Origin of the sequence: Streptomyces sp. NBC_01439 (genome assembly GCF_036227605.1) — a bacterium.
Taxonomy (GTDB): domain Bacteria; phylum Actinomycetota; class Actinomycetes; order Streptomycetales; family Streptomycetaceae; genus Streptomyces.
The window spans coordinates 4,973,718-4,999,725 of record NZ_CP109487.1 but is presented as its reverse complement, the minus strand read 5'-3'; the positions used below and the strand labels follow the sequence as shown (position 1 = coordinate 4,999,725).

17 protein-coding genes are annotated in these 26,008 nt (G+C 70.6%); 9 read left to right on the top strand and 8 right to left on the bottom strand.

The window, feature by feature from the left end; all coding sequences use genetic code 11:
• Positions 1–64 precede the first annotated feature (64 nt).
• Positions 65–862, bottom strand: a complete 798-nt coding sequence (locus OG207_RS22360) for an aquaporin (RefSeq protein ID WP_329100242.1) — start codon at positions 860–862, stop codon at positions 65–67.
• Positions 863–1,004: 142 nt separating this feature from the next.
• Here OG207_RS22360 and OG207_RS22355 point away from each other — a divergent pair, with 142 nt between their 5' ends.
• The 3 genes from OG207_RS22355 to OG207_RS22345 all read left to right on the top strand — a co-directional run bounded on the left by OG207_RS22355 (position 1,005) and on the right by OG207_RS22345 (position 6,602).
• Positions 1,005–1,544, top strand: coding sequence for an RNA 2'-phosphotransferase (locus OG207_RS22355; protein WP_329100241.1), 540 nt, complete (start codon positions 1,005–1,007; stop codon positions 1,542–1,544).
• A 142-nt stretch (positions 1,545–1,686) separates the two neighbouring features.
• Positions 1,687–3,579, top strand: coding sequence for an HSP90 family protein (locus OG207_RS22350; RefSeq protein ID WP_329100240.1), 1,893 nt, complete (start codon positions 1,687–1,689; stop codon positions 3,577–3,579).
• A complete protein-coding gene (locus OG207_RS22345; RefSeq protein WP_329100239.1) occupies positions 3,576–6,602 on the top strand; it encodes a tetratricopeptide repeat protein in 3,027 nt (1,008 codons plus the stop codon). The genes OG207_RS22350 and OG207_RS22345 overlap by 4 nt, the downstream gene beginning before the upstream one ends.
• A gap of 64 nt (positions 6,603–6,666) precedes the next feature.
• Here OG207_RS22345 and OG207_RS22340 read toward each other — a convergent pair whose 3' ends face one another.
• The gene (locus OG207_RS22340) at positions 6,667–7,572 is read right to left on the bottom strand and encodes an LLM class flavin-dependent oxidoreductase (RefSeq protein ID WP_329100238.1); all 906 of its coding nucleotides are present in this window, start codon (positions 7,570–7,572) and stop codon (positions 6,667–6,669) included.
• A 105-nt stretch (positions 7,573–7,677) separates the two neighbouring features.
• Between OG207_RS22340 and OG207_RS22335 the strand changes: the two genes are divergently transcribed.
• Positions 7,678–8,565, top strand: a complete 888-nt coding sequence (locus OG207_RS22335; RefSeq protein ID WP_329100237.1) for a Cof-type HAD-IIB family hydrolase — start codon at positions 7,678–7,680, stop codon at positions 8,563–8,565.
• On the opposite strand, the gene OG207_RS22330 is transcribed toward OG207_RS22335, so the two are convergent.
• From OG207_RS22330 to OG207_RS22315, 4 genes are all read right to left on the bottom strand, one after another.
• Complete coding sequence (locus OG207_RS22330) at positions 8,562–10,373, bottom strand: GAF domain-containing sensor histidine kinase (protein ID WP_329100236.1); 1,812 nt, start codon at positions 10,371–10,373, stop codon at positions 8,562–8,564. The two genes, OG207_RS22335 and OG207_RS22330, sit on opposite strands and share 4 nt — an antisense overlap.
• A gap of 14 nt (positions 10,374–10,387) precedes the next feature.
• Positions 10,388–14,035, bottom strand: coding sequence for a thiol reductant ABC exporter subunit CydD (gene cydD / locus OG207_RS22325; RefSeq protein ID WP_329100235.1), 3,648 nt, complete (start codon positions 14,033–14,035; stop codon positions 10,388–10,390).
• A 71-nt stretch (positions 14,036–14,106) separates the two neighbouring features.
• Positions 14,107–15,108: a cytochrome d ubiquinol oxidase subunit II gene (cydB, locus tag OG207_RS22320; RefSeq protein ID WP_329100234.1), complete on the bottom strand. Its 1,002-nt coding sequence runs from the start codon at positions 15,106–15,108 to the stop codon at positions 14,107–14,109.
• Between the two features lie 18 nt (positions 15,109–15,126).
• Entirely contained in the window at positions 15,127–16,632 is a 1,506-nt protein-coding gene (locus OG207_RS22315) for a cytochrome ubiquinol oxidase subunit I (RefSeq protein WP_329100233.1), read from the bottom strand.
• 191 nt (positions 16,633–16,823) lie between these two features.
• Here OG207_RS22315 and OG207_RS22310 point away from each other — a divergent pair, with 191 nt between their 5' ends.
• Positions 16,824–17,192, top strand: coding sequence for a cyclophilin-like fold protein (locus tag OG207_RS22310; protein ID WP_329100232.1), 369 nt, complete (start codon positions 16,824–16,826; stop codon positions 17,190–17,192).
• A gap of 145 nt (positions 17,193–17,337) precedes the next feature.
• On the opposite strand, the gene hisC is transcribed toward OG207_RS22310, so the two are convergent.
• Positions 17,338–18,417 (bottom strand): histidinol-phosphate transaminase, encoded by a 1,080-nt coding sequence (gene hisC / locus OG207_RS22305; RefSeq protein ID WP_329100231.1) that lies wholly within the window; start codon positions 18,415–18,417, stop codon positions 17,338–17,340.
• Between the two features lie 361 nt (positions 18,418–18,778).
• Between hisC and OG207_RS22300 the strand changes: the two genes are divergently transcribed.
• The 4 genes from OG207_RS22300 to OG207_RS22285 all read left to right on the top strand — a co-directional run bounded on the left by OG207_RS22300 (position 18,779) and on the right by OG207_RS22285 (position 23,961).
• Positions 18,779–19,894 (top strand): LacI family DNA-binding transcriptional regulator, encoded by a 1,116-nt coding sequence (locus OG207_RS22300; protein WP_215013179.1) that lies wholly within the window; start codon positions 18,779–18,781, stop codon positions 19,892–19,894.
• Between the two features lie 292 nt (positions 19,895–20,186).
• Positions 20,187–21,470, top strand: coding sequence for a metallophosphoesterase (locus OG207_RS22295; protein ID WP_329107783.1), 1,284 nt, complete (start codon positions 20,187–20,189; stop codon positions 21,468–21,470).
• Positions 21,471–21,618: 148 nt separating this feature from the next.
• Positions 21,619–22,437 carry a hypothetical protein gene (locus OG207_RS22290; RefSeq protein WP_329100230.1) on the top strand — a complete coding sequence of 273 codons (819 nt, stop codon included), beginning with the start codon at positions 21,619–21,621 and terminating at the stop codon, positions 22,435–22,437.
• A 954-nt stretch (positions 22,438–23,391) separates the two neighbouring features.
• Positions 23,392–23,961, top strand: a complete 570-nt coding sequence (locus OG207_RS22285; RefSeq protein WP_329100229.1) for a hypothetical protein — start codon at positions 23,392–23,394, stop codon at positions 23,959–23,961.
• 64 nt (positions 23,962–24,025) lie between these two features.
• Here OG207_RS22285 and thiC read toward each other — a convergent pair whose 3' ends face one another.
• The gene (thiC, locus tag OG207_RS22280) at positions 24,026–25,813 is read right to left on the bottom strand and encodes a phosphomethylpyrimidine synthase ThiC (RefSeq protein WP_266594783.1); all 1,788 of its coding nucleotides are present in this window, start codon (positions 25,811–25,813) and stop codon (positions 24,026–24,028) included.
• Between the last annotated feature and the right edge of the window lie 195 nt (positions 25,814–26,008).

Sequence of the window (26,008 nt, the reverse complement as noted above, 5' to 3'; positions counted from 1 at the left end):
GTCAAAACCCGCCCAAACGGCTGTGGACAAGCCCCCTTTTCCTGTGGGCAACTGAGCTTCCGTCTCACCCCACGGTCTCGTACGCCACCTTGGCTGGGCTCGCTCCGTCCACAGGCGCCGCCTTCGCACTCCGGCCGAACCCGAAGGTGTACCTGGCACCCGCCCCTGTCCCGGCACTCCTCCCGGTCCCGTACAGGAGGGCGGCCAGGGCCAGGCCGAGGATCGCGCCGACCAGCTGGGCGCCAACGAATCCGGGCAGCGACTGGGGGGCTATGCCGGTGAAGGAGTCACTGAAGCTGCGCCCGATGGTGCCCGCCGGATTGGCGAAGGACCCGGAGGAGGTGAACCAGATCGCGGCCGCGATGTACGCGGCGACCGCCACCGGGACGAGACCGGAGCGCCCGATCCGGCCGAGGCCCTGGATCAGGAGGACGAGACCGGCGGTGGCGACCACCTCGCCGATGAGCAGGTGACCGCCGTCGCGCACCTGGGTGGCGAAGGTGCCCGGGATCCGGCCGAACATGACGTCCGCGACCAGGGCGCCGCCGATGGCTCCGACGCTCTGGGCAACGGTGTAGACGAGGGCATCGCCGCCCCCCAGACCCTCGCCGCCGGTCCGCCGGGACCACCAGGAAGTGAGGGTGACGACCGGGTTGAGGTGGGCGCCGGACAGCGGCCCGAAGATCGTGATGATCAGCCCGAGGCCGATGGCCGAGGCGAACGAGTTGGCGATGAGGGCGACACCGGTGTCGCGGCTGAGCTCGGCGGCCTTGAGCCCGGAGCCGATCACGACCACGAGCAGGCCGGCGGTACCGACCAGCTCAGCAGCGGCGCGGCGTGACAGTGAGGGTGGGGCTGTCATGGTTTCTCCCTCTCAACAGAAGTGGCAGCGGAAAATATATTCCGCATCTTGGAAGAGCGATAGAGGGTGTCCACCACCTGTCACCACCGGCCGCCCCGGAAAATCCCTGCCGGGGGGCCGACCGACCGGGCACGCTGGGGCCATGGATGAAAGACGCACCGTGAAGGTGTCGAAGTACGTCTCGAAACACCTGCGACACCAGCCGGAACGGATCGGACTGGTGCTCGATCCCCATGGCTGGGTGGAGATCGACGACCTGCTGCGCGCGGCGGCCGCGCACGGCTTCCGTTTCAGCCGGGCCGAGCTCGACCACGTCGTCGCAGCCAACGACAAGCAGCGGTTCGCCGTCGACGGCACCCGGATCCGGGCCAACCAGGGGCACACCGTAGCCGTGGACCTGAACCTGCCGGAGGCCGAACCGCCCGCCTACCTCTACCACGGCACCGTCGCCGCCGCCTTGGAACCGATCCGCGCCGAGGGCCTGCGCCCGATGGCCCGCCACCACGTGCACCTGTCCCCCGACCGGGAGACCGCCACCCGGGTCGGCGCGCGACGCGGCCGGCCCGTCGTGCTCAGCGTGGACGCCGGGGCGATGCGAGCAGCCGGACACGTCTTCCGGATCAGCGCCAACGGGGTGTGGCTGGTGGATGCCGTACCGCCGCAGTTCCTGCGCTTCCAGTAATCCCGGGCCAGGCATCCGGGGCGCCGGAATTCACGCAGAGATTGTCCGACCATCCCCCTAATGTGTGAACCACTCCGGGATCTGTGAGGGGGGGACCTCGCGATCGCCGAACCATCCCTGCATGCACGCGAGGTGACGCCCCATGACGTCCACGTCCCCGTCCACGCCCACGTCCACACCGCCGTCGGCACCCCACAGCTTCCAGGTCGATCTGCGCGGCCTGGTCGACCTCCTCTCCCACCACCTCTACTCCAGCCCGCGCGTCTACGTCCGCGAGCTCCTGCAGAACGCGGTGGACGCGATCACCGCGCGGCACGCCCTCGACCCGGCGGCGCAGGTCCGCATCCGACTCTCGGCGTCCGGCGACCGCGTGACCATCGAGGACACCGGTATCGGCCTCACCGCCGCCGAGGCCCACTCCCTGCTCGCCACCATCGGCCGCAGCTCCAAGCGCGGCGGCGACGGCGATCTCAACGAGCAGGGCCTGGAAACGACCCGCCAGGAGTTCCTCGGCCAGTTCGGCATCGGCCTGCTCGCGTGCTTCGTCGTGGCCCGCCAGATCCGGGTAGTCACCCGCTCCGCCCGCGACCCGCAGGCCGCCCCCGTCGAATGGCTGGCCACGGACGATGGTTCGTACACCGTCCGCGAACTGCCCCACGAGGCACGGCCGGAACCCGGCACCACCGTCGTACTGGAAGCCCGCCCGGGCGCCGCGGAATGGGCCGTCCCGGCCAAGGTCGAAGAACTGGCCCGCGACTACGGCTCCCTGCTGCCGTACGAGATCACCTTCGACGACGGCCAGGGTGGCGAGCCGCGCCCCGTCACCGACCGGCCCGCCGTGTGGGACCGTCCCTTCCCCACCCCGGCCGCCCGTCGCGTCGCGCTCGCCGGGCACTGCGCGCAGCTCTTCGGTTTCACCCCGCTCGACAGCATCGACCTCGACCTGCCGGTCGCCGGCGTACGGGGGGTGGCGTACGTCCTTCCGGAACCGACCAGCCCCGCCCACCGGGCCGGACACCGCGTCCACCTCAAGGGCATGCTGCTCACCGACCGGGCCGACAACCTGCTGCCCGACTGGGCGTTCTTCGTCCGCGCCGTCCTCGACACGGACACCCTGCGCCCCACCGCCTCCCGCGAGAACCTGTACGACGACGAGACCCTCGCCGCCGTACGGGATGCCCTCGGCGCCCGTGTCCGCGGCTGGCTCGCCGAACTCGCGGCCAGCGATCCGGAGCGCCTGGCCGCCTTCCTGCAGGTCCACCACCTCGGCGTGAAGTCCATGGCCCGGCACGACCCCGAGCTGCTCGGGCTGATGCTGCCGTGGCTGCCGTTCGAGACCAGCGACGGCTCGATGAGCCTCCAGGAGTTCGCGGCCGCCCACACGGACATCCACTTCACCCGCACCGTCGAGGAGTTCCGGCAGATCGCACCGATCGCCGCGGCCCACGGGCTCGGCGTCATCAACGCCGGATACACCTACGATGCGGACCTACTGGCCCTGCTGCCCGCCGTACGGCCGGAACTCAAGGTCACCGAACTCGACGCCGGGGCCGTCACCGAGCGGCTGGACCCGGTGCCCACCGCGGCCGAACTGGCCCTCGCCCCCTTCCTGGCCACGGCGCGCGCCCGCCTGGAAGCCCAGGGTTGTGACGTGGTGCTGCGCGCATTCCAGCCCGTCGCCGTGCCGGCGCTGTACCTCGACGACCGGCAGGCCCGCCAGGAGCGCGACCGCACCGCCGCGCTGGAGAGCGCCGACTCCTTGTGGAGCGGCATCCTCGGCGCGCTGCGCGGCTCCGCGCCGCGCGCCCGTCTGGTGCTCAACCACAACAACCCGCTCGTCCGCCGGATCGCCGCGCTGCCCGACGAAGCACTGACCGGTACGGCCGTCGAATCGCTCTACGGGCAGGCCCTGCTGATGTCCCAGCGGCCGCTGCGCCCCGCCGACTCCACCCTGCTCAACCGGGCCTTCCTCGGGCTCCTGGAATGGGCGACCCACTCCACCGGTTCCCGCGACGCCCAGGAGGACCAGAAATGACGACGCTGACGCGCGGGGAGATCGTGCGGGGTCTGGCGGAGAACCGCGAATCGCCGAACGGCGCCGCACGCAACGCGCACGCCGAAGCCCTGGCCGGCGCGGCGGAGACGAGCGGTGACCGGGCCCTGTTCCGCGAGGCCCTGGACAACCTGATCAACGCCTACCTCTACAGCTCCGAGTCCTCCAAGATGCTGGTCCCCTTCGCCCGACTGCTCCAGGAGTACGACAAGGACCCGGGCGCCTTCTCCCATGGGGAGGCGCATGCGCTGTTCTGGCAGTTCAAGTGGGTGGCCACGGCGATCTCCGACTCTCCCGGGGTTCCGCTGGAGTCGGCCACCGGCTGGCTGGACGAGATGGAACGCCGCTACCGGATCGCCGGCTACAGCGAACGGCCCGTCCGCGAGGCCGAGATGTGGCTCGCCGACGCGATCGGCGAGGACGAACGCGCCGATCGGGCCTTCCGGCGCTGGCTGGCCGCGGAGCGCGACGGCATGAGCGACTGCCGGGCCTGCGAACTCAACGGGCAGGGCCAGTACGCCGCCCTGCACGGCGACGACGCCGAGGCCCTGGAGCTGTGGAAGCCGGTGCTCGACGGTGAACTGACCTGCGCCGAGGAGCCCCACCGGCTCCTCGCCACCTCGCTGCTGCCACTGCTGCGGCTCGGCCGAGCCGACGAGGCGCGCTCCCACCACCTGCGCGGCTACCGCATGGCACGCGGCAACGACAGCCTGCTGCCGTCGGTGGGCAAGCACATCGAGTTCTGCGCACTCACCGGCAACGAATCGCGCGGCCTGGAGATCCTGGCCGACCACGCCGCCCACGTGGCTCCGCTCGCCAACCTCGACGACCGGCTGGATTTCCACGGCGGCATCCTCGTGCTGCTGCGCCGCCTGCGGGAACTGGGGCACGGGCGCACCCCGGCCGTGCCCTACGAAGGAAGCCCCCGAACCGTCGACGAGCTGTACGAGGTGCTGTACGCGGGCTGCCTCGACATCGCCCGGCAGTTCGACGCGCGCAACGGCACGACCCGGGTCTCGGACCGGTTCCTCGCACAGATGGGCCGTGAGCCGCTGTTGGCCGAGCTGCCGCTGGGGGTCCGCAGCGCGGCGCTGCCGCACACCGCCTCGGCCCCCGCGCCCGCTCCACCCGGCCCCGGGCCGGACCGGACGGCCGCCGCCTTCACCGAGCTGGTGGAGCGGGCCCGCCGGGCCCGGGAACTGGGTCATCCGGGTACGGACGCACTGTGGGCCGAGGTGGCGGTCCGACTGGACGCGCACCCGGAGACCGATCCGCTGGTCCGCGTCGACCTCGCGGACCAGCAGGCTCTGGCTGCCGGGCGGAGCGGGACCACGGTGGCGCCGGAACTGCTGAGGTCGGTCCGGGACGACTACCGGGCGCTCGGGCTCGCCGAGCGGGCGGCACTCGCGGAGCTACGACTGGCCGGTGTGGCAGCACAGTCCGCAGCCGCGCCGACGGAGGTCCGGGAACTGCTGCGTGTCGCCCTGCGGTCCGCCGAGGCACTGGACGCCACCGAGCCGCTGCGGGCCCGGCGCATCGCGCTCGTGGAACTGTGGACGATCCGGATGGAGTCGTACCTGCGCTCGGTGGAGACGCCCGACACGGACGACCACCACGACCACCACGACCACCACGGGAAGCTGGCCACCGAGCTGACCGATTTCATCGCCGCCCACGAGGGCACCCTGGCGGATCTGGTGGCGGAGGCCGAGGAAATGCTGGGCCGGGTGGCCCTGACGCAGGGCGACCCGGAGCGGGCCTTGCCACTGCTCAAGGCGTCCGCCGCGCGGGCCGCCCTGGCCGGCCGGCCGTGGCAGGCCGTGGACCCGCTGGTGCTGCGGGCCGGGGTACTGCTGACGCTGGAGCGGCCCGAGGAAGCGGAGGCCGCGGCGCGCTCCGCGCTGGAGCACGTCGCCGAGGTGACCGACGCCGAGACGCAAGGCGTCGTACGGCTGACCCTCTCGGACATCCTGCTGCGACGGGGCGATGCGGCCGCGGAGAGCGCGGAGCACGCCTTGGCCGCAGCCCACTGGTTCGACCAGGCCGGACTCACGGCCGACGGCGGCGCGCATGCCAGGCTGCTGCTGGCCCGGGCGTACGCGGAGGACAACCGGAACGCAGAGGCGGCGGAGGTCCTGCAGTCGGCGCTAGCGGACCTGCTGGAGCACGGCGACCAGCAGGCGGTGTCCGTACGGGAGTTCCTGGGCGATCTGCTGCGCCGGCTGAACGAACCCCGGCCGGCAGCGGAGCAGTACCTGCTGGCGGCCGAGGTCACCAAGAGCTGGGAGGATCCGCGTCCGCAGGCGAGCCTCGCGCATTCGGCCGCCGACACCCTGAACGACGCGGGACTGGCCGTGGAGGCGGTCGCCGCGTACGAGCGGGCTCTGGAGTTGCACCGGCTGACCGGCGAGCTCCCGGTCGCCGAGGTGCGGATCCTGCGCTCCCTGGCCTGGCTGGGACTGCGTGAGGAGGTCACCGTCGCGGCGGTGGCGGAGGCCCGGAAGCGGATGGCGGAGGCTGTCGAGGTACTGGAGGCGGCCCTGGCGGCGGATCCCGGAGCTCCTGCGCTGCAGTCCGAACTCGCCCAGACCTGGCACCAGCTGGCACAAGTACTCGACCGGCACGTCAACATGAACGAGCAGGCCGACGAGGCCGCTGACGAGGAGGGCGAGGAGGGCGAGGACCAGGGCCTCCCCCGTGCCGGGGCGGAGCCGGCGGCCCGGCTGAGCCCCGCGGAGGTCGACGAGCTGCGCCTGGAGGAGATCGAGCTGTGGGACCGGGCCGCCCGGGTCTATGCCGAGCTCGGCCCCGACCATCTGCGGGACCGGTTCCAGTGCCTGAACAACGCGGCCTGGACCGAGCAGGAGCGGGGTGAGGCGGACGCGGGAGCCGCGCGCGTCTCCGCGCTGATCGACGAGGCGCGGGCGCTGCCCGATGACGACGTGCCGGACTGGCTCCTGCCGGCCGCGGAGCGCCTGCTCGCGCAGTTGAACGACCGCGACTAGTCATCGCCCTCCCGGTCGTCGTCGCCGCTGGTGCGAGCGGCGACGACGACCGGCGGATCACGGATCAGCTGTCGAGCTGGGCCAGGGCCTCTGTGGCGATCTTCTCGAACACGGCCTCGTCGGCGGCGAACTCGGAGTTCGGGATCGGGGCGTGGATCACCATCTCGGTGAACCCCAGATCGCGGTGCCGGCCGGCGAAGTCGACGAACGCGTCCACGGACTGCAGCACGGTGTTGGCCTCCGGCGTGAAGCCGGTCAGAAGGATCTTCTCCACGGGCTCCAGGTCCCGCCCGATCTCCAGGAAGGCCGTGCCGAGCCGTTCGAGCTGCCCGCGCAGGGCCTCGCGCGACTGCTCGGGCGTGCCCTCCTCGAAGAGCTTCGGGTCGCCCGTGGTCACCCAGGCCTGGCCGTGTCGAGCGGCGAGCCGCATGCCGCGCGGTCCGTTCGCGGCGACCGCGAACGGCAGCCGGGGCCGCTGCACACTGCCGGGGATGTTGCGGGCCTCCTCGGCGGAGTAGAAGGTCCCCTCGTGGCTGACCGAGCCCTCGGTCAGGAGCCGGTCCAGCAGCGGCACGAACTCGGCGAAGCGGTCGGCGCGCTCGCGCGGGGACCAGGCCTCCTGGCCCAGCGCGGTCGCGTCGAAGCCGTTGCCGCCCGCACCGATGCCGAGCGTGATGCGCCCGCCGGAGATGTCGTCCAGGCTCATGAGGTCCTTGGCGAGGGTCACCGGGTGACGGAAGTTCGGCGAGGTGACGAGCGTGCCCAGGCGCAGCCGCCCGGTAGCGGTGGCCGCTGCGGTCAGGGTGGGCACCGCGCCGAACCACGGGCCGTCGCGGAACGTCCGCCAGGACAGGTGGTCGTAGGTGTAGGCCGTGTGGAACCCGAGCTGCTCTGCCCGGAGCCACTGATCCCGTCCTCCCTCGTGCCATCGACGTACCGGAAGGATCACGGTGCTCAGACGCAGACTCATGCTTCGAGCCTACGGCGAGGCGATGTTTCACGTGAAACGGCGTCGTTTCACGTGAAACATCGCCCGAGGTGACAGTCCCCGCCCGTGGTCAGGACCTACTCGACCATGGGCGAAGATGGAGCCGTGACCTCGGCTCCCCAGTGCCCGGACGGGCCTACCCCCACGCCCCGGCTGATCGCCACCGACCTCGACGGCACCCTGCTGCGCGACGACAAGTCCGTCTCGCCGCGCACGGTCGCCGCGCTCGCCGCCGCCGAGGAGGCCGGGATCGAGGTCTTCTTCGTCACCGGCCGCCCGGCCCGCTGGATGGATGTGGTCAGCGACCATGTCCACGGCCACGGCCTGGCGATCTGCGCCAATGGCGCGGCGGTGGTCGACCTGCATGCCGGACGAGAGTTCGTACAGGTCAGAGCCCTTCCACGGATAGCCGCCCGCGCCGTCGTAGATGCCCTGCGGGCCGCGGCACCCGGCACCTCCTTCGCGGTCGAGTTGACCACCGGCATCAATTACGAGCCGGCGTACCCGCCCTTCTTCAAGGACCCGGGTGCCCGGGTCGCCACTGCCGAGAAGCTGCTGCACGAGGACACGGACGAAAGCTCCGAGCCCGTGCTGAAGCTGTTGGCGCACCACCCCGAGCTGGCCCCGGACGAGTTCCTGGCACTGGCGCGGTCCGCCGCCGGTGGATACGCGTCGATCACCCGGTCCAGTCCCACCTCACTGCTGGAGATCAGCGGGCCGGGCGTGTCCAAGGCGAGCACCCTGGCACTGTGCTGCGCCGAGCGGGGCATCTCCCCCGCCGAGGTCGTCGCCTTCGGGGACATGCCGAACGACGTGGAGATGCTCAGCTGGGCGGGCACCTCGTACGCCATGGGCAACGCCCACCCCGATGTGATTGCGGCCGCGTCGGGTCGCACGGTCGCGAACAACGAGGATGGGGTCGCCCTCGTCATCGAGCGCATCCTGGCCGATCGGACCGCGGCACCGCAGGTCTAGGCTGCGGGTTGGAGCGGGGCCTCCCACACCACGGTGGTCCCACCGCCGCCCTCACCGATGCCCGGCCCGTACGAGCTCGCGCCGCCCAGCGACTCGGCCCGTCGGCGCAGGTTGCGCAGCCCGCTGCGGCGGCCACCCTGCGGGATGCCCACCCCATCGTCGGCAACCTCCAGCCGGACCCCGGGCCGGCCGTCGGCGAGCGTGACGGTGGAGTCGATGACCACGTCGATCCGGGTCGCCTCGGCGTGACGGAAGGCGTTCGACAGGGCCTCGCGCAGCGCGGCGATCAGGTTCTTGCCCACCAGCTCACCGACGACCGTGTCGACGGGGCCGACGAAGCGGTGCGCGGGCTTGAAGCCCAGGGGCACCGCAGCCATGTTGATCTCCCGGAGCACTCGGGTGCGCAACCCGGACGGAGCCTCAGCCGGACCCTGTTGGAGGGCGAAGATCGCGGTGCGGATCTCCTGGATCGTCACGTCCAGTTCGTCCACGGCCTTGCCCACGCCGTCGCGCACTTCGGGGACGATGGACCGGCGCTGGGCGCCCTCCAGCATCAACCCGGTGGCGAAGAGCCGCTGGATGACCAGGTCGTGCAGGTCGCGGGCGATCCGGTCGCGGTCCTCGAACACCGCCAGCCGCTCGCGGTCGCGCTGTGCCTCGGCCATCATCAGTGCGAGTGCCGCCTGCGAGGCGAACTGGGTGGCCAGGGTCCGCTCGGCTTCGGTGAAGGGACGCCCGCCGCGGGCCCGGGGGGTGACCAGAGCGCCCAGCACCCGCCCGCCGCTCTGGAGCGGCAGCAGCATGCACGGGCCGTACCGGCTGGTGAGCTCGCTGGCCGTGCGGGGATCGGACGCAGCGTCGTCCACGAAGACCGGCTCGCCCTCCAGCAGCCGGTCCACCACCGGGCTCGCGGCCGGGATCACCACGCCGAGCGAGGTGGCCGGGTTCTCGGAGGAGACGGCGACGATCTCCATTCCGCCCTCCTCGGCCGGCAGCATGACGATCCCGGCGGCGGAGTCGGCCAACCGGCGGGCCTGTTCGGCGACCACCGCGAGCGCATCGTCCGCGTCCCCGCCGGACAGCAGAGCGGTGGTGACGGCCACCGAGCCGTCGATCCAGCGCTCGCGCTGGGTGGCGGCCTCGTACAGCCTGGCGTTGCCGATGGCGATGCCCGCTTCGGTGGCGAGTACCCGGACCATGTGGACGTCGTAGTCGTTGAACTCGCCGCCGCCGTTCTTCTCGGCGAGGTAGAGATTGCCGAAGATCTCTCCCTGCACCCGGATCGGCACTCCGAGGAAGGTCTTCATGGGCGGGTGGTGCGGGGGGAACCCCGCCGAGCGCGGGTCCTTCGTCAGATCGGCGAGCCGCACCGTGTCGAAGTGCGAGATCAGCGCTCCGAGCAGGCCTCGTTTCCCGTCGGGGCGATGTCCGATCTTCCGGGCCTGAGCGGGGCTGATCCCGTGGGTGACGAAGTCCGAGAGCCCGCGGCCCTCCGTGTCGACGACGCCGATCGCCGCGTAGCGGGCGTCCGCGAGCTCGGCCGCGGTCTCGCAGATGCGGTCCAGCGTCGAGTGCAGCTCCAGTCCGGTCCCGACCGACCTCATGGCCTCCAGCAGTTGCGGTACCCGGGCCGTGAGCTCGGTGGACAGTCCCTGCAGACTCCTGGTGGCCCGGGTGGTAGCCGCCAGCGGGTCCGAAGCTCCACCGGTTCCCGCAGTTCCCAGCGTTCCCGGCAACGGATCCGGCAGCGGATCCAGTGATGGACCTGGTGACGGATCCGGTGATTCCTGTGGCTGCTGCGCTGACATGGTCCTGAGCGTAGTTAGTCCCTATTGGCGGGGAAAATTGCCAAAGTCCCGTCCGTTGCCCTTTCGCGCTCCAGCAGCCGCTGCAGCGGTCCCTCGGCAGCGGCCAACTCCGTGTACGAGCCGCGCTGCACGACCTCGCCGCGGTCCAGCACGAGCACCTCGTCGACCGCCTCCAAGCCGGCCAGCCGGTGTGTGATCAGCACGGTGGTCCGGCCTTCGGTCGCGGCCAGCAGATCTGCCGTCAGGGCGTCCGCCGTGGCCAGATCCAGATGCTCGGCCGGCTCGTCCAGGACCAGTACGGGGAAGTCCGCGAGCAGCGCCCGGGCCAGGGCCAGCCGCTGGCGCTGACCACCCGAGATCCGCTCGCCGTGCTCGCCGACCAACGTGTCCAGCCCGTCCGGAAGGCCGTCGGCCCAGTCCAGCAGCCGGGCCGCGGCCAGCGCCTGCCGCAGCTGCTCCTCGCTCGCCCCGGTCCGGGCCAGACGAAGGTTCTCCCGCACCGAGCTGTCGAAGATGTGCGCGTCCTGGGCGCAGAGGCCCACGAGGGCCCGTACGCCGTCGCCGTCGAGCGTGCGCGCGTCGCTCCCGCCCAGGCTGTACGCGCCTTCGGCCGGGTCCAGGAACCGGAGGAGGACCTGGGCCAGGGTGGTCTTGCCGGACCCCGAGGGACCGACGACGGCGATGCGGCGGCCGGCCTCCAGGGTCAGGTCCACGTCCCGCAGCGCAGCCCGCTCCTGGCCGGGGTGACGGGCGGTGAGCCCCGCCAGCCGCAGCGGGAACGGCGAAGCGGGGGCCGCGGCGGGCTGCTCCGGCTCGGCGACCGGGACCGGCGCATCGATGACCTCGTAGACCCGCTCGGCGCTACGGCGCACCCGCTGGCGGTACTGGACGGCGAGCGGAAGGCCGTTCACCGCCTCGAAGGCGGCCAGCGGCATCAGGACCGCAACGGCCATGGCCACTCCGGACAGCCGTCCGTCCTGAACGGCGTTCGCGGCAACGGCCGCGGCGGCCACGACGGTGAGCCCGCACACCAGGGCCGAAAGGCCGCCACCCAGCCCGGCCGCGGCCGAGCCCCGCGCGGCGATGCGCGTCAGCAGGCCGTCGCTCTCGCGCGTCCGCCCCTTGCGGTCCTCCAGCGCACCGGCCACGGTCAGTTCGGCGGTCCCGGTGAGCAGATCGGCCACCCGGGTGGCGAGTTCGCCCCGGGCCGGCGCGAGCCTTTGCTCCGCACGGCGGGCGCAGGCGCCGCTGACCAGCGGTACCGCGATACCGGCGGCGAGCAGTCCGACGGCGAGTACGGCTCCGGCCTCCGGCAGCAGCCATGCGGTGAAGGCGACCGAACCCGATCCGACGAGCACGGCCGTACCCACGGGCAGCAGCCAGCGCAGCCAGTAGTCCTGCAGTGTGTCGGTGTCGGCCACCAGCCGGGCCAGCAGGTCCCCGCGCCGGTGCTCGCGCAGCCCGGCGGGCGCGATGCGCTCCAGCCGGCGGTACACGGAGACCCGCAGGTCGGCGAGCATCCGCAGCACGGCGTCGTGCGAAACGAGCCGCTCGGCGTACCGGAAAACGGCGCGGCCCATTCCGAACGCCCGGGTGGCCGTGACGGCCACCATCAGGTAGAGCACGGGCGGCTGTTCCGAGGCCCGCGAAATCAGCCAGCCCGACACGGCCATCAGGCCGACGCTGCATCCGACGGCCAGCGCCCCGAGCAACAGACCGAGCCTGAAACGTCCTTGCCACGCCCGAGCAACCGCCCGCACCCGGCGCAGCGGATCACCGGCCGCCCCCGAACCGGCCGCCCCCGAACCGGCCAGCCCCGAACCGACCGGTCCCGAACCGACCGGTCCCGAACCGGCGCCGGCGCCCGCCCGCTCGCGCGCCGCACCGAGGATCCACTCCCCGGCATCCGGGACGTGCTCGCCGCGGCCACCGGCCGCGCCGGAGGACAGCCGCTCGGCGCCGACCGGGGAAGCGGCGAGGCGGGGGAGTGTCTCCACGGCAAGCGGCCCCTCGGGGCCGTCGCCCGCCTCCATCGCCACCACCCGGTCCGCGACGGCGAGCAGCGCCGGCCGGTGCACCACCAACAGCACGGTCCGCCCGGCGGACAGCCGCCGGACCGCGTCCACGATCCCCGCCTCGGTCTCGCCGTCCAGCGCCGCCGTCGGCTCGTCCAGCAGCAGCACGGGCCGGTCCGCGAGGAACGCGCGTGCCAGGGCCAGCCGCTGCCGCTGACCGGCGGACAGTCCCACACCGCCCTCGCCCAGCGGGGTCTGCACCCCGCGCGGCAGCGCGGTCACGAATTCCCAGGCCCCGGCGTCCTTCAACGCCTCGGCCACATCCGCCTCGGAGGCCCCCGCGCGGGCCAACCGCACGTTCTCCGCGATCGTTCCTGCGAACAGGTGCGGCCTCTGCGGCACCCAGGCGATCTGCTGCCGCCACTGCGCCGGCGACAGGTCGGCCAGGTCCACGCCCGCGACCCGGACCCGCCCGGCCGTCGGCGTCACGAATCCCAGCAACACCTGGAGCAGGGTGGACTTCCCCGCTCCGCTCGGCCCGGTGAGGGCCACGCACTCCCCCGGCCCGACCGCGAGCGAGACCGGCCGGGGCGAGTCCTCACTGCGACCCTCGTAGCGGACGGCGATCCCCTCGATCTCGATCCGCAGGGGCGTCCCGCCCGGCAGCTCGGCGGCACCGGCCGTACCGGTGGTGGGGGTCTCCAGGACCTCGAAGATCTCCTCGGCGGCCGCCAGCCCTTCGGCGGCCGCGTGGTACTGGGCCCCCACCTGCCGCAGCGGTAGGTACGCCTCGGGCGCCAGGATCAGGATGACCAGCCCGGTGTAGAGGTCCAGTTCGCCGTGGACCAGCCGCATGCCGATGGTCACGGCCACCAGGGCCACCGACAGGGTCGCCAGCAGTTCCAGGGCGAAGGAGGAGAGGAAGGCGATGCGCAGGGTCCGCATCGTCGCGCGCCGGTAGTCATCGGTGATCTTGCGGATCGACTCGGCCTGAGCCTTGGCCCGGCCGAAGACCTTCAGGGTGGGAAGCCCGGCCACCACGTCGAGGAAGTGCCCGGAGAGCCGGGACAGCAACCGCCACTGGCGGTCCATCCGGGACTGGGTGGCCATGCCGATGAGGATCATGAACACAGGGATCAGGGGCAGCGTCACCACGATGATGGCCGCCGACACCCAGTCCTCGGTGACGACGCGGGCCAGCACGGCGACCGGCACGACCACCGCGAGCCCCAGCTGGGGCAGGTAGCGGGAGAAGTAGTCGTCGAGCGCGTCCACGCCCCGGGTGGCCAGTGACACCAGCGAGCCGGTCCGCTGCCCGGCCAGCCAGCCGGGCCCGAGCTCCGCGGCCCTGTCCAGCAGCCTTCCCCGCAGCTCCGACTTGACCGCCGCGCCCGCCCGGTGCGCGGCCAGCTCCGTGAGCCAGGCGATCAGCCCGCGCCCCAGCGCCACCGCCGCGAGCAGCAGCAGTGGCGTCCGGAGCGCCTGGCCGTCGAGCCCCCGCTCGAAGGCTCCGACCACGATCTCGGCGATCAGCATCGCCTGACCGACGACCAGCCCCGCCCCGGCAAGCCCCAGAGCCACCACCGCCCCCAGGAAGAGGCAGGTGGAACGGGCGTACCGCAGCAGGCGCGGGTCGATCGGTTTCACGTGAAACATCCCCTCGGGGAGGTCGTCAGCCGGACGGGCGGGTCATACGTCACGGGGACTCGGTTCAGGACTCAGTGCACGTCGACGATGTGCTGGGTCCCGATCCGCTTGCGGAACACCCAGTACGTCCAGCCCTGGTAGAGCAGGACGAGCGGGGTGGCCACGGCCGCACACCAGGTCATGATCTTCAGGGTGTACGCGCTGGACGAGGAATTGGTGACCGTGAGGTTCCAAGCCTCGTTCAGCGAGGACGGCATGACGTTCGGGAAGAGCGTGAGGAAGAGCATCGCGACGGCCGCCGCGATGGTGACCCCGGACAGTGCGAACGACCAGCCCTCGCGGCCGATCAGGTTGAGGCCGAGGGCCCCGACCAGCGCCAGCACCGCGACGATCATCGCAATCAGGCTCTGGCCGTCGCCACGCGAGACCTGGGTCCAGGTCAGGAAGACCAGGGCCAGCACCGCGGTGACCACGCCCAGCCGGGTCGCCAGCTTCCGCGAGCGGTCGCGGATGTCACCGACGGTCTTGAGCGAGGTGAAGACCGTGCCGTGGAAGGTGAACAGGGTGAGGGTGACCAGCCCGCCGAGGATCGAGTAGACGTTGAGCAGGTCGAGGAAGGTGCCGACGTACTCCTTGTTCTCGTCGATCTTGACGCCGCGCACGATGTTGGCGAAGGCGACGCCCCACAGGAACGCGGGGATCAGCGAGGTCCAGAAGATCGCGTGTTCCCAGTTGGTCTGCCACCGGTCCTCGGGGCGCTTGTGCCGGTACTCGAAGGCGACGCCACGGATGATGAGGCAGATCAAGATGAGCAGCAGCGGCAGGTAGAAGCCCGAGAAGAGGGTGGCGTACCAGTCGGGGAAGGCGGCGAAGGTGGCACCGCCCGCGGTGAGCAGCCAGACCTCGTTCCCGTCCCACACGGGTCCGATCGTGTTGATCAGGACCCGCTTCTCCGTGCGGTCACGGGCGAGCAACTTGGTCAGTACGCCGACTCCGAAGTCGAAGCCCTCCAGGAAGAAGTAGCCGGTCCACAGGACGGCGATGAGTACGAACCAGACATCGTGGAGTTGCATGGTGTGCGCTCCTCGGCCTCAGTACGAGAAGGCCATCGGCCGGTCGGGGTTCTTGTCGTCCCCACCGATCTTGGTGGGTGGGTTGAGGTCTGCCTCGGTGAGTTCGGGCGGGCCGGCCTTGACGTACTTGACGAGGAGTTTGACCTCGATCACGGCCAACACCGCGTACAGGAGCGTGAACCCGATCATCGAGGTGAGCACCTCGGCCTGTGACACGTTCGGCGAGACCGCGTCCCTGGTGCGCAGGACTCCGTAGACGACCCAGGGCTGGCGACCCATCTCGGTGAAGATCCAGCCCCAGGAGTTGGCTATGAGCGGGAAGCCCATCGTCCAGAGCGCGACGATCCAGTACAGGTTGGTGAACTTCGGGCTCAGCGGCTTCGTGAAGAGCACCAGGTGCGGGACCTCGTCCTCCCCGGTCCGCAGCTGCGTCGGCAGCATGAACCGCTTGCGGGTCAGCCACAGGCCCAGTGCTCCGATGCCGAACGAGGCCATGCCGAAGCCGATCATCCAGCGGAAGCCCCAGTAGGCGACGGGGATGTTGGGCCGGTAGTCGCCGGGGCCGTACTTCTCCTGCTCGGCCTTGTTGACGTCGTTGATGCCCGGGACGAAGGAGGTGAAGTCGTCGTTGGCCAGGAAGGACAGCAGGCCGGGGATCTCTATCGCGACCTTGTTGTGGCCCTTGTCGACGTCTCCGTAGGCGAAGACGGAGAAGGGCGCGGGCGCCTCCCCGTCCCAGAGCGCTTCCGCGGCGGCCATCTTCATGGGCTGCTGCTTGTACATCACCTTGCCGAGCAGGTCACCGCTGATCGCCGTGCCCATACCGGCGATGATCATGACGATCAGCCCGAGGCGCAGCGAGCTCCGCATCACGGGGACGTGCTTCTTGCGGGCCAGGTGGAAGGCGGAGATGCCGGCCATGAACGCGCCGCCGACCAGGAAGGCGGCCGTGATGGTGTGGAAGAACTGGGTGAGCGCGGTGTTCTGGGTCAGCACGAGCCAGAAGTCGGTGAGCTCGGCCCGTCCCCGCTCCTCGTTGATGCGGTACCCGACCGGGTGCTGCATCCAGGAATTGGCCGCCAGGATGAAATAGGCGGACAGGACGGTGCCCATGGACACCATCCAGATGCACGCCAGGTGGATCTTCTTCGGCAGCTTGTCCCAGCCGAAGATCCACAGACCGATGAAGGTCGACTCGAAGAAGAAGGCGATCAGCGCTTCGAAGGCCAGGGGGGCCCCGAAGATGTCGCCGACGAATCGCGAGTAGTCGGACCAGTTCATGCCGAACTGGAACTCCTGGACGATGCCGGTGACGACACCCATCGCGATATTGATCAAGAAGAGCTTCCCCCAGAACTTCGTGGCTCTGAGGTACTTCTCCTTCTCGGTGCGCACCCACGCCGTCTGCAGGCCCGCCGTCAGGGCGGCGAGCGAGATCGTCAGGGGTACGAAGAGGAAGTGGTAGACGGTCGTAATGCCGAACTGCCATCGCGCCAATGTCTCCGGCGCCAAAGCTAGGTCCACGTCGTCTTCTCCTTGTCGTCGCCGTGGTCACAGCCGCAGTCTGCCTGGCGGGTTCCTTCCATATCGGGAGGAAGCAGGACACGCTTGTGAACGCGTTCACATTCACAAGCATTATGTCGCACCACTCTCAGCCACTCTCGAGCGGGGTACCCCTCTAGCCAATTGATTCAACAGATTGTTGAATCCAGCTCATGCAGATACGGATCTCCTGGCCTGCGGGCCAACTCACCGCAACCCTCGACGAGACCCCGACCAGCAAGGCGCTGGCCGAGGCCCTTCCGATTTCCGCCTCCGCCAACACCTGGGGCGAGGAGGTCTACTTCGACACCGGGATCTCCGTCGCCCTGGAGGACGACGCCCAGCAGGTCGTCGCTCCGGGCACGGTCGCGTTCTGGACCGAGGGCGACGCCCTCGCACTCCCGTACGGCCCCACGCCCATCTCACGCGGGGGCGAGAGCCGCCTCGCGAGCCCGTGCAACGTGCTCGGCGCCTTCGACGGCGACCCCCGCCTGCTGTCCACCGTCCGCGACGGCGATCCCATCCGCGTGGAACTCGCCTGAGCCACCCCGAAACGCTCCGGCCGGCCGAGCATCTCCGCCGGGCGGGCGCCCCGGAACCGCCCGGGTGCGCTCACCGCCTCCGGCCCGCCAGCGCCCCCGGTGCCTCATCACCCCCGGCCGCTCGCCGCCCGGGGCTCCGTACCGCCTAGAGCTCCTTGAAGAACGCCTCGGCCGTGTGCAGGAAGAGGTCGTTCGCCTCGGTCTCACCGATCGTGACCCGCAGGCCCTCGCCCGCGAAGGGCCGGACCACCACACCGGCCTTCTCGCATGCACCCGCGAACTCGGCGGTCCGCTCACCCAGCCGCATCCACACGAAGTTCGCCTGCGTGTCCGGAACGGTCCAGCCCTGGGCGACCAGCGCCTCGTGCACCCGGGTGCGCTCGCTCACCAGCGCCCCGACGCGGCCCATCAGCTCGTCCTCGGCGCGCAGCGAAGCCACCGCCGCGTCCTGCGCGAGCTGGCTGACGCCGAAGGGCACCGCCGTCTTGCGCAGCGCCGCCGCAACCGGCTCGTGCCCGACTGCGAAGCCGACCCGCAGGCCGGCCAGACCGTACGCCTTGGAGAACGTACGCAACACGGCGACGTTCGGACGGTCGCGGTAGAGCTCGATGCCGTCCGGTACGTCCGCGTCCCGCACGAACTCGCGGTACGCCTCGTCCAGGACCACCAGGACGTCCGAGGGCACCTGGTCCAAGAAGCGCTCCAGCTCGGCGCGGCGCACGGCCGTGCCGGTGGGGTTGTTCGGGTTGCAAACGAAGATCAGCCGGGTCCGGTCGGTGATCGCCGCGGCCATCGCGTCCAGGTCGTGAACGTCGCCGTCGGTCAGCGGGACCCGCACCGAGGTCGCGCCCGAGATCTGCGTGATGATCGGGTACGCCTCGAAGGAGCGCCAGGCGTAGATCACCTCGTCGCCCGGGCCGGCGGTCGACTGGATCAGCGACTGGGCCACACCGACCGAGCCGGTGCCCGTGGCGATGTGCTCGACCGGCACGCCGAAGCGCTCGGCGAGCTCGTTCACGAGGCCGGTGCAGGCCATGTCGGGGTACCGGTTGAAGTTCCCGGCCGCGGCGACCGCCGTCTCCAGCACGCCCGACAACGGCGGGTACGGGTTCTCGTTCGAGGACAGCTTGTACGCGACAGGCCCTCCCGCGGCAGCCGGCTTGCCGGGCTTGTACGTCGGAATGCCGTCCAGCTCGGCGCGCAGCTTCGGGCTCTTCTCGCTCACCGCAGGTCCTCCTCGACCGTCCCGTACGACGTCGCCGTCGACTCAATACTGCTCACCTTATGAGGATTCCGCCGTTCCGAGAATGGGGGCGCCAGAAATGCGGGGGAGCGCACGCATATATGCGTGCGCCGGTGGCCTGCGCCGTGGCGCGCATCCCTCGTGCAGGTGAGTTGAGAACGACCAGAGATCACATCGTTTTGGCATGCCCGGACCCGACGACAAGCCCCACACTCACCCTCAGCGACCAAAAACCTTCATTTCCAAGGTCATTGTGGGTGGCGAACCATGCAGAAACGTGTCTGTCAACGCCTGCATATGCACCCAGACCACCCTCCCCACCGAGCCCTACTATCGGCTCGCCATGACAGCAGCAGGGAAGCATCAGGTGAGCCGGACCGAGACCACCCGGCGGGCCGCCGGCCGACAGGGCCGGGCCGGCATCAGGGACGTGGCCGCCGCGGCGGGCGTCTCCATCACGACCGTCTCCGACGCGCTCAATGGCAAGGGACGGCTGCCCGACGCCACCCGCCGCCACGTTCGCGAAGTGGCCGACCGGCTGGGCTACCGCCCGTCGGCCGCCGCCCGCACCCTCCGTACCGGCAAGTCCGGCCTCATCGGCCTGACCGTGACGACGTACGGGGATGAACCTTTCACCTTCACCGAATTCGCCTACTTCGCCGAGATGGCCAGGGCCGCCACCTCCGCCGCGCTCGCCCGCGGCTACGCCCTGGTCATCCTTCCCGCCACCTCCCGCCACGACGTGTGGTCCAACGTCGCCCTCGACGGCACCGTCGTCATCGACCCCTCCGACCACGATCCCGTCGTCACCGAACTGGTCCGCCAAGGCTTGCCCGTGGTCTCCGACGGCCGCCCCGCAGGCTCCCTCCCCGTCACCGCCTGGGTCGACAACGACCACGAGGCCGCCGTACTCGGCCTGCTGGACCACCTCGCCGCCGCCGGTGCCCGCCGGATCGGCCTGTTGACCGGGACCACCACCGACACCTACACCCGGCTCTCCACCACCGCCTACCTCAGCTGGTGCGAGCGCGTCGGCCAGGACCCCGTCTACGAGTCCTACCCCGCCCACGACCCGTGCGCGGGCGCCGTCGCCGCCGACCGGCTCCTCGCCCGCCCCGACCGGCCCGACGCGGTCTACGGGCTCTTCGACCCCAACGGCACCGATCTGCTCGCCGCCGCCCGCCGCTACGGCCTGCGCGTACCCGAGGACCTGCTGCTCGTGTGCTGCAGCGAGTCCACCGTCTACGCCAACACAGAGCCGCCCATCACCACCCTGTCCCTCAAACCCCGCCGCATCGGCACCGCCGTCGTACAGCTGCTCATCGACGCGATCGAGGGAGTGGACACCGGACGCCCCGTCGAACAGGTCGTCCCGACCGAACTCATCATCCGTACCTCTTCGCAGCGCAGGCAGCCCCGCACGACCGTCAGCCCGCCCCGTTCGCCGGCCCAGGACTGACCGACAGACCGTCCGGTCGGCCCGTCGAAGGGTCTCCCGCGGACCGTCCGCGGACCGTCCGCGGACCGTCCGAGGGCCATCCGACGACCGACCGAGCACCGACCAAGGACCGGCCGAGGATTTCCGCAACGCCGATATCGGGAGAAAACGGTAGGAACGATCGGCTCCGCAAAGGATTCACCACCCCTGGTGCGTCACAGAGCGCGAGCCGCATTCCTATGATGGGCGCACGACATCACGGACCCTCCTCACTGGAGGTCAGGAGGGTCCGCAGGTGTACGGCAGCGCGACGGTGGTGGAGGGGTCGATGACTCAGGGGGCCGGTCAGGGACCCGCGATGCGGACGGACACGCTGCGGGACTTCCGGGTTCCCGTCACCGAACCCGCCCTGTACGCCGTAACCACGTCCACCGGGCTGCCCGGAGAGCCCCCGGTGTACGGCGAGTACCCGGCGTACTACGAGGACGCCACGCCGAACGTGCCCCCGCAGCCCGGCTACCCGCCGCACGCGCCCACACCCCACCCGGCCGCACCGCAGGCGCCCGCACAGCAGCCTCCGTACCCCGACACGCGCATCCACGCGCGCCCCGATGCCGAACCGGCTCAGGCGACGCCCCGGGGGCCCGGCGAGGACGACCTGGAGGGCTACACCCCCACCTACCGGGACCTACCCGTCATCGGCCGCGGCGCACTCGGTGGCCCCGGCGACACCGTCCAGGTCCAGTACGTGCCCCAGGAACAGGCGGCGGGTCCCGGCCCCCTCTACGTGGTCGGCGACGTCCACGGCTACCTCGACGAGCTCGTCACCGAACTCCACGCCCAGGGTCTGATCGACGCGGAGCGCCGCTGGTCCGCCGGCAACGCCCGGCTCTGGTTCCTCGGCGACTTCACCGACCGCGGCCCCGACGGCATCGGCGTCATCGACCTCGTCATGAGACTGTCGGCCGAGGCCGCCGCCGCCGGCGGCTACTGCAAGGCCCTGATGGGCAATCACGAGCTCCTGCTCATCGGCGCCAAGCGGTTCGGCGACACCCCGGTCGTCTCCGGCGCCGGCACCGCCACCTTCCAGGCCGCCTGGCTCCTCAACGGCGGCCAGCGCACCGACATGGAACGCCTGCAGGACGTCCACCTGCAGTGGATGTCCCGCCTGGACGCAGCCGTCCTGGAGGAGGGCCACCTACTGCTGCACTCCGACACCACGGCCTACCTCGACTACGGCGACTCCATCGAGGACGTCAACGACACCATCCACGAGCTCCTCAACCGCGGTGACGCCGACATCACCTGGGACCTCTTCCGCAAGTTCACCAAGCGGTTCGCCTTCCGCGACGAGGAAACCGGCCCGACAGCCGTCCGCGAACTCCTCGACACCTACGGCGGCAGCCGCGTCGTCCACGGGCACAGCCCCATCCCGTACCTGCTCGGTGAAGTGGGCACCGAGGACGGCGACGAGTCACGCGGCCCCGAGGCCGTGGACGGCCCGCACGTGTATGCGGACGGGCTCGCCATCGCGATGGACGGCGGGGTGACGATGGCGGGCAAACTGCTCGTCGTACAACTTCCCCTGAGCGACTGAGAGCTTACGGAGAGGGGTATTTCCGGAAAGCCCCTGTCACGGCGTGGCGTGGGCGCTCTACCATCGCTCTATCCATAGCAGGCTCTCCTCCGTTTGTGCCGGTGCCCGGGTCTACGCGGGCATACCGGCTTCTACGGAGCATCGGGGGATGCACATGACCAGCGCTCCGCACCTGCTGACCGAAGACCGACCGGAGTTCGATCGGCTCGTCGACGAGGCGCTGCGCGCCGCGCACGAGCGGCCCGAACTCGCCACCCTCGGCGAACGGCTGAACGCCGAACAGCTGCGCACCATGGCACAGGGGGCCAGCGCCCTACTGGCGGCCGCGGCCGCCGCCGAGTACGACCACTACGTGAAGGTCCGCGAGGAACGACGCGACGGAGTACTGACCCCGCCCGGCATGACGGGGGACGAGGACGGCGCCCAGGACGGCGGGGGAGGTGCGGGCATCGGCGCCGTGGTCGCGGTCCTCGCGCCCGTACTGGCGGGCACCGCGATGCTGATCTTCCTGCTCGTGGGCTACATCCTGAAGATGATCGAGCCCGAACCGGCCTTCGCCGAAACCATGCTGACGGCGGGCTGGCTCTTCGGCGGGCTCACCGCGGCCGCTCTGCTCTTCGCCGTGATCGGGCTGCTGGTGACGGCCGTCCGCAACAGTGCGACCGAGGTGGCGGCGGACGAAACGGAGGCGATACCCGACGAGGTCGCCCGGGCCCGCGAGGCCTGGCGGCACGCCCTGCTGGAGCGCGGCATCATGCCCTTCCTGCGGGACGCACTGGCCGATCCGAGCGCCGGCCCCGGCTTTCCCACGCCCCGCACCCCGGCGGCCGGCCGCATCCCCAACCTGGGTTACAGCCGGCCCGACTTCACCAGCCCGGGATCCCCGTCGGAGAGCCCCCGGCCCGGCTACACGCCTCCGGACTTCACCAGCCCGGACTTCGGCGGCCCGGAACACGAACCGGAGTGATCGCGGCGCGGGGCGCCAGCGCCTCGCACCGGCCACCGACCGTAAGGAGGCGCCCCCGGAAACTCCGGTGAGGTGCCGGTGCACCGTGCATCGTCCCCACCGGTCCGGTCACCTGCCCCCCGGATATCGCAAGGCCGCCTCAGACTGTCCGGAAACCATCACTATGGTCCGTTCATCACTTGAGAGGGCCCCATCTCGTCCATATGGTCATTTACGACCGTAGCGGTGAACCACCACAGCAGGGGACTCAGATGGAAGACGGGCGGACGGCCGGGGCCGTCCTGGGGCTTGCGGGCTTCAACGCTGCACTGACCGTGGCAGCGACCGCCGCCACTTGGGATGACGGCCCCACTCCGTGGGCGGCCGCTGCCGCGACTTCCGCACTCGTCTTCCTCGTGCTCCTCCGCAAGCGCTGACGATCGCGATCCGGCCAGATCGTCGGCTGGAGCAACCGGAACGACCGCCCGGTGAGCACGGGGTGCCTCTGTGAGGGCGACCGACCGCAGACCGTCGAACCGGGCCGCCCCCGCCCCTCCGGCACCTGCGAGCCCAGGGGCCCTGGATGAGGGACCGACCGACGGCTCCCCCCACGGCGCCTTCAGGTCGCCGCCGTGCTCACGGCAATTGTCCTGCGAGATCTTCATCGGGGGAAGGAACTGTCCGCAGATCGGCCTGGTTCTCCCGCCTCAATCCGTAAAGGAAACCCCCTGGTCAGTAATCGGAAACGCCTGGCCCGGGGCTACGCCTGCCACTAGCGTCGGCGTCGAACTCTCATCCGCACCATCACCGGGGGGACTCATGCACGCCCGCACGACGCAACTGGCGGCCTCAGCCGTAGCAGCTGTCATCGGCCTGCTCCTCACGTCAGGGTGTGCCCCGGCGCAGGAGCCGAAGGCCGCCGCTGGGGTGTCGTCCGCCACTCCGCCGACCAAGGCCGCCGACACACCCCTAACGATGGCCCAGCTCAAGACCCTCGCCTTTAAGGACGGAGAAGTCCCGCAGGCCGACGAACCCATCGAGGTACGCGAACCGATGCCGGAAGGCAGCGGGCGCACCTTCCCGCCCATATCCGACCCCTCCTGCCAGCCGCTCATCGACGCCCGTTCGGGTTCGGGTTCATTCGCTCACGTCTTCCAGACCTTCAACTGGAAGACGAGCATCGATGGTGGCGGCTCAACACTCGCCTCCTACGAGAAGGGCAAAGCCGAGCAGCTCTTCGCACAGCTCAAGCAGGCCCTTGCCACCTGCCGGTCATACCGGGGCGAGGGCTACGCAGGGAAGTTCGAGGCGACGGTGAAGACGGAGGCACCGCCGCAGGTCGGCGACGAGGCAGTCGCCTTCCGGGAGATCATCCCCTTGGGGCCGGAGTACCCCGCAGACCGCAACGAGCAATTGATCGTGGTACGCACGGGAAACACCATCGCCACGTTCTCCGAGCTCAGCATGGGCAAGGAAATCCTGGCGTTCCCCGTTGAGCTGGTAAGTCGGCAGGTGGAACGGCTGCGGGACGCTCAACGAGCCTGATCAAGCGAACCGACCGACCGACGGCTCCCCCCACGGCGCCGTCGGACAGTCGCGTTCGCCCAGGTCAGTCGGCCAGCGGCAGGTAGACCCGGCTGCCCGAGGCCGCGAACTCGGCGGACTTCTCCGCCATGCCCGCCTGGATCTCCTCCGCCTTCAGGTCGCCGCCGTGCTCACGGCGGATGTCCTGCGAGATCTTCATCGAGCAGAACTTCGGACCGCACATGGAGCAGAAGTGCGCGGTCTTGGCCGGCTCCGCCGGGAGGGTCTCGTCGTGGAACTCGCGTGCCGTGTCCGGGTCGAGGGCCAGGTTGAACTGGTCCTCCCAGCGGAACTCGAACCGCGCGTCGGACAGGGCGTCGTCCCACTCCTGGGCGCCCGGGTGCCCCTTGGCCAGGTCCGCGGCGTGCGCCGCGATCTTGTACGTGATGACGCCGGTCTTGACGTCGTCGCGGTTGGGCAGGCCCAGGTGCTCCTTGGGCGTGACGTAGCAGAGCATCGCGGTGCCCCACCAGGCGATCATCGCGGCGCCGATGCCCGAGGTGATGTGGTCGTACGCGGGCGCGACGTCCGTGGTCAGCGGGCCGAGCGTGTAGAACGGCGCCTCCTCGCAGATCTCCTGCTGGAGGTCGATGTTCTCCTTGATCTTGTGCATCGGGACGTGGCCCGGGCCCTCGATCATCGTCTGGACGTTGTGGCGCTTGGCGATCGTGTTCAGCTCGCCCAGCGTCTTCAGCTCGGCGAACTGCGCCGCGTCGTTGGCATCCGCGATCGAACCGGGGCGCAGGCCGTCACCGAGGGAGTACGTGACGTCGTACGTCGCGAGGATCTCGCAGAGCTCCTCGAAGTTCGTGTAGAGGAAGTTCTCCTTGTGGTGCGCCAGGCACCACGCGGCCATGATCGAGCCACCGCGCGAGACGATGCCGGTCTTGCGGCGGGCGGTCAGCGGCACGTAGGGGAGGAGCACGCCGGCGTGGACCGTCATGTAGTCGACGCCCTGCTCGGCCTGTTCGATGACCGTGTCCTTGTAGATCTCCCAGGTCAGGTCCTCGGCGCGGCCGTCGACCTTCTCCAGCGCCTGGTAGAGCGGGACGGTGCCGATCGGAACGGGCGAGTTGCGCAGCACCCACTCGCGGGTGGTGTGGATGTTGCGGCCGGTCGAGAGGTCCATGACCGTGTCGGCGCCCCACTTGGTCGCCCAGGTCATCTTGTCGACCTCCTCCTCAATGGAGGAGGTGACCGCGGAATTGCCGATGTTGGCGTTGACCTTCACCAGGAACCGCTTGCCGATGATCATCGGCTCGATCTCGGGGTGGTTCACGTTCGCCGGAAGCACGGCGCGACCTGCGGCGATCTCCTCGCGGACGACCTCGGGGGAGACGTTCTCGCGGATCGCGACGTACTCCATCTCCGGGGTGATCTCGCCGCGGCGGGCATACGCGAGCTGCGTGACGGCGGCGCCGCCGCGACCGCGGCGGGGCTGGCGGGGGCGGCCCGGGAAGACCGCGTCGAGGTTCTTGAGGCCGCCGCGCGGCGAGGTGTGCTTGATGCCGTCGTCCTCGGGGCGCACGGGGCGACCCGCGTACTCCTCGGTGTCCCCGCGGCTGATAATCCAGTTCTCGCGCAGTGGCGCGAGGCCGCGGCGGACGTCGGTCTCGATCTGCGGGTCGGTGTACGGACCGGACGTGTCGTAGAGCGTCACGTCCTTGCCGTTGGTGAGGTGGACCTGGCGAACCGGCACCCGGAGGTCGGGGCGGGAGCCCGCCAGGTATCCCTTGTGCCAGCCGGGCTGGCGCTCGGTCTGGCCGTCGGCGTCCTGGCTGACGGCAGGCGTGCGTGCGTCCTGAATGGTCATGAGACCTGATCTCCCTACGCCGGCATTACCCGGTAACAGGTTCGGCGGTCGACGCAGCCTCTTCCCGTACGCATCGGTGATGCCCGTACGGTGATCAGCGTCCTCTCAGCCCGGTGCTCCGAGCTCCCGCGTTGTGCAAAGGTGCCCCCACGCTAGCGTCATCCATGGCGTGCTGAACAGTGGGCCCCCTCATCT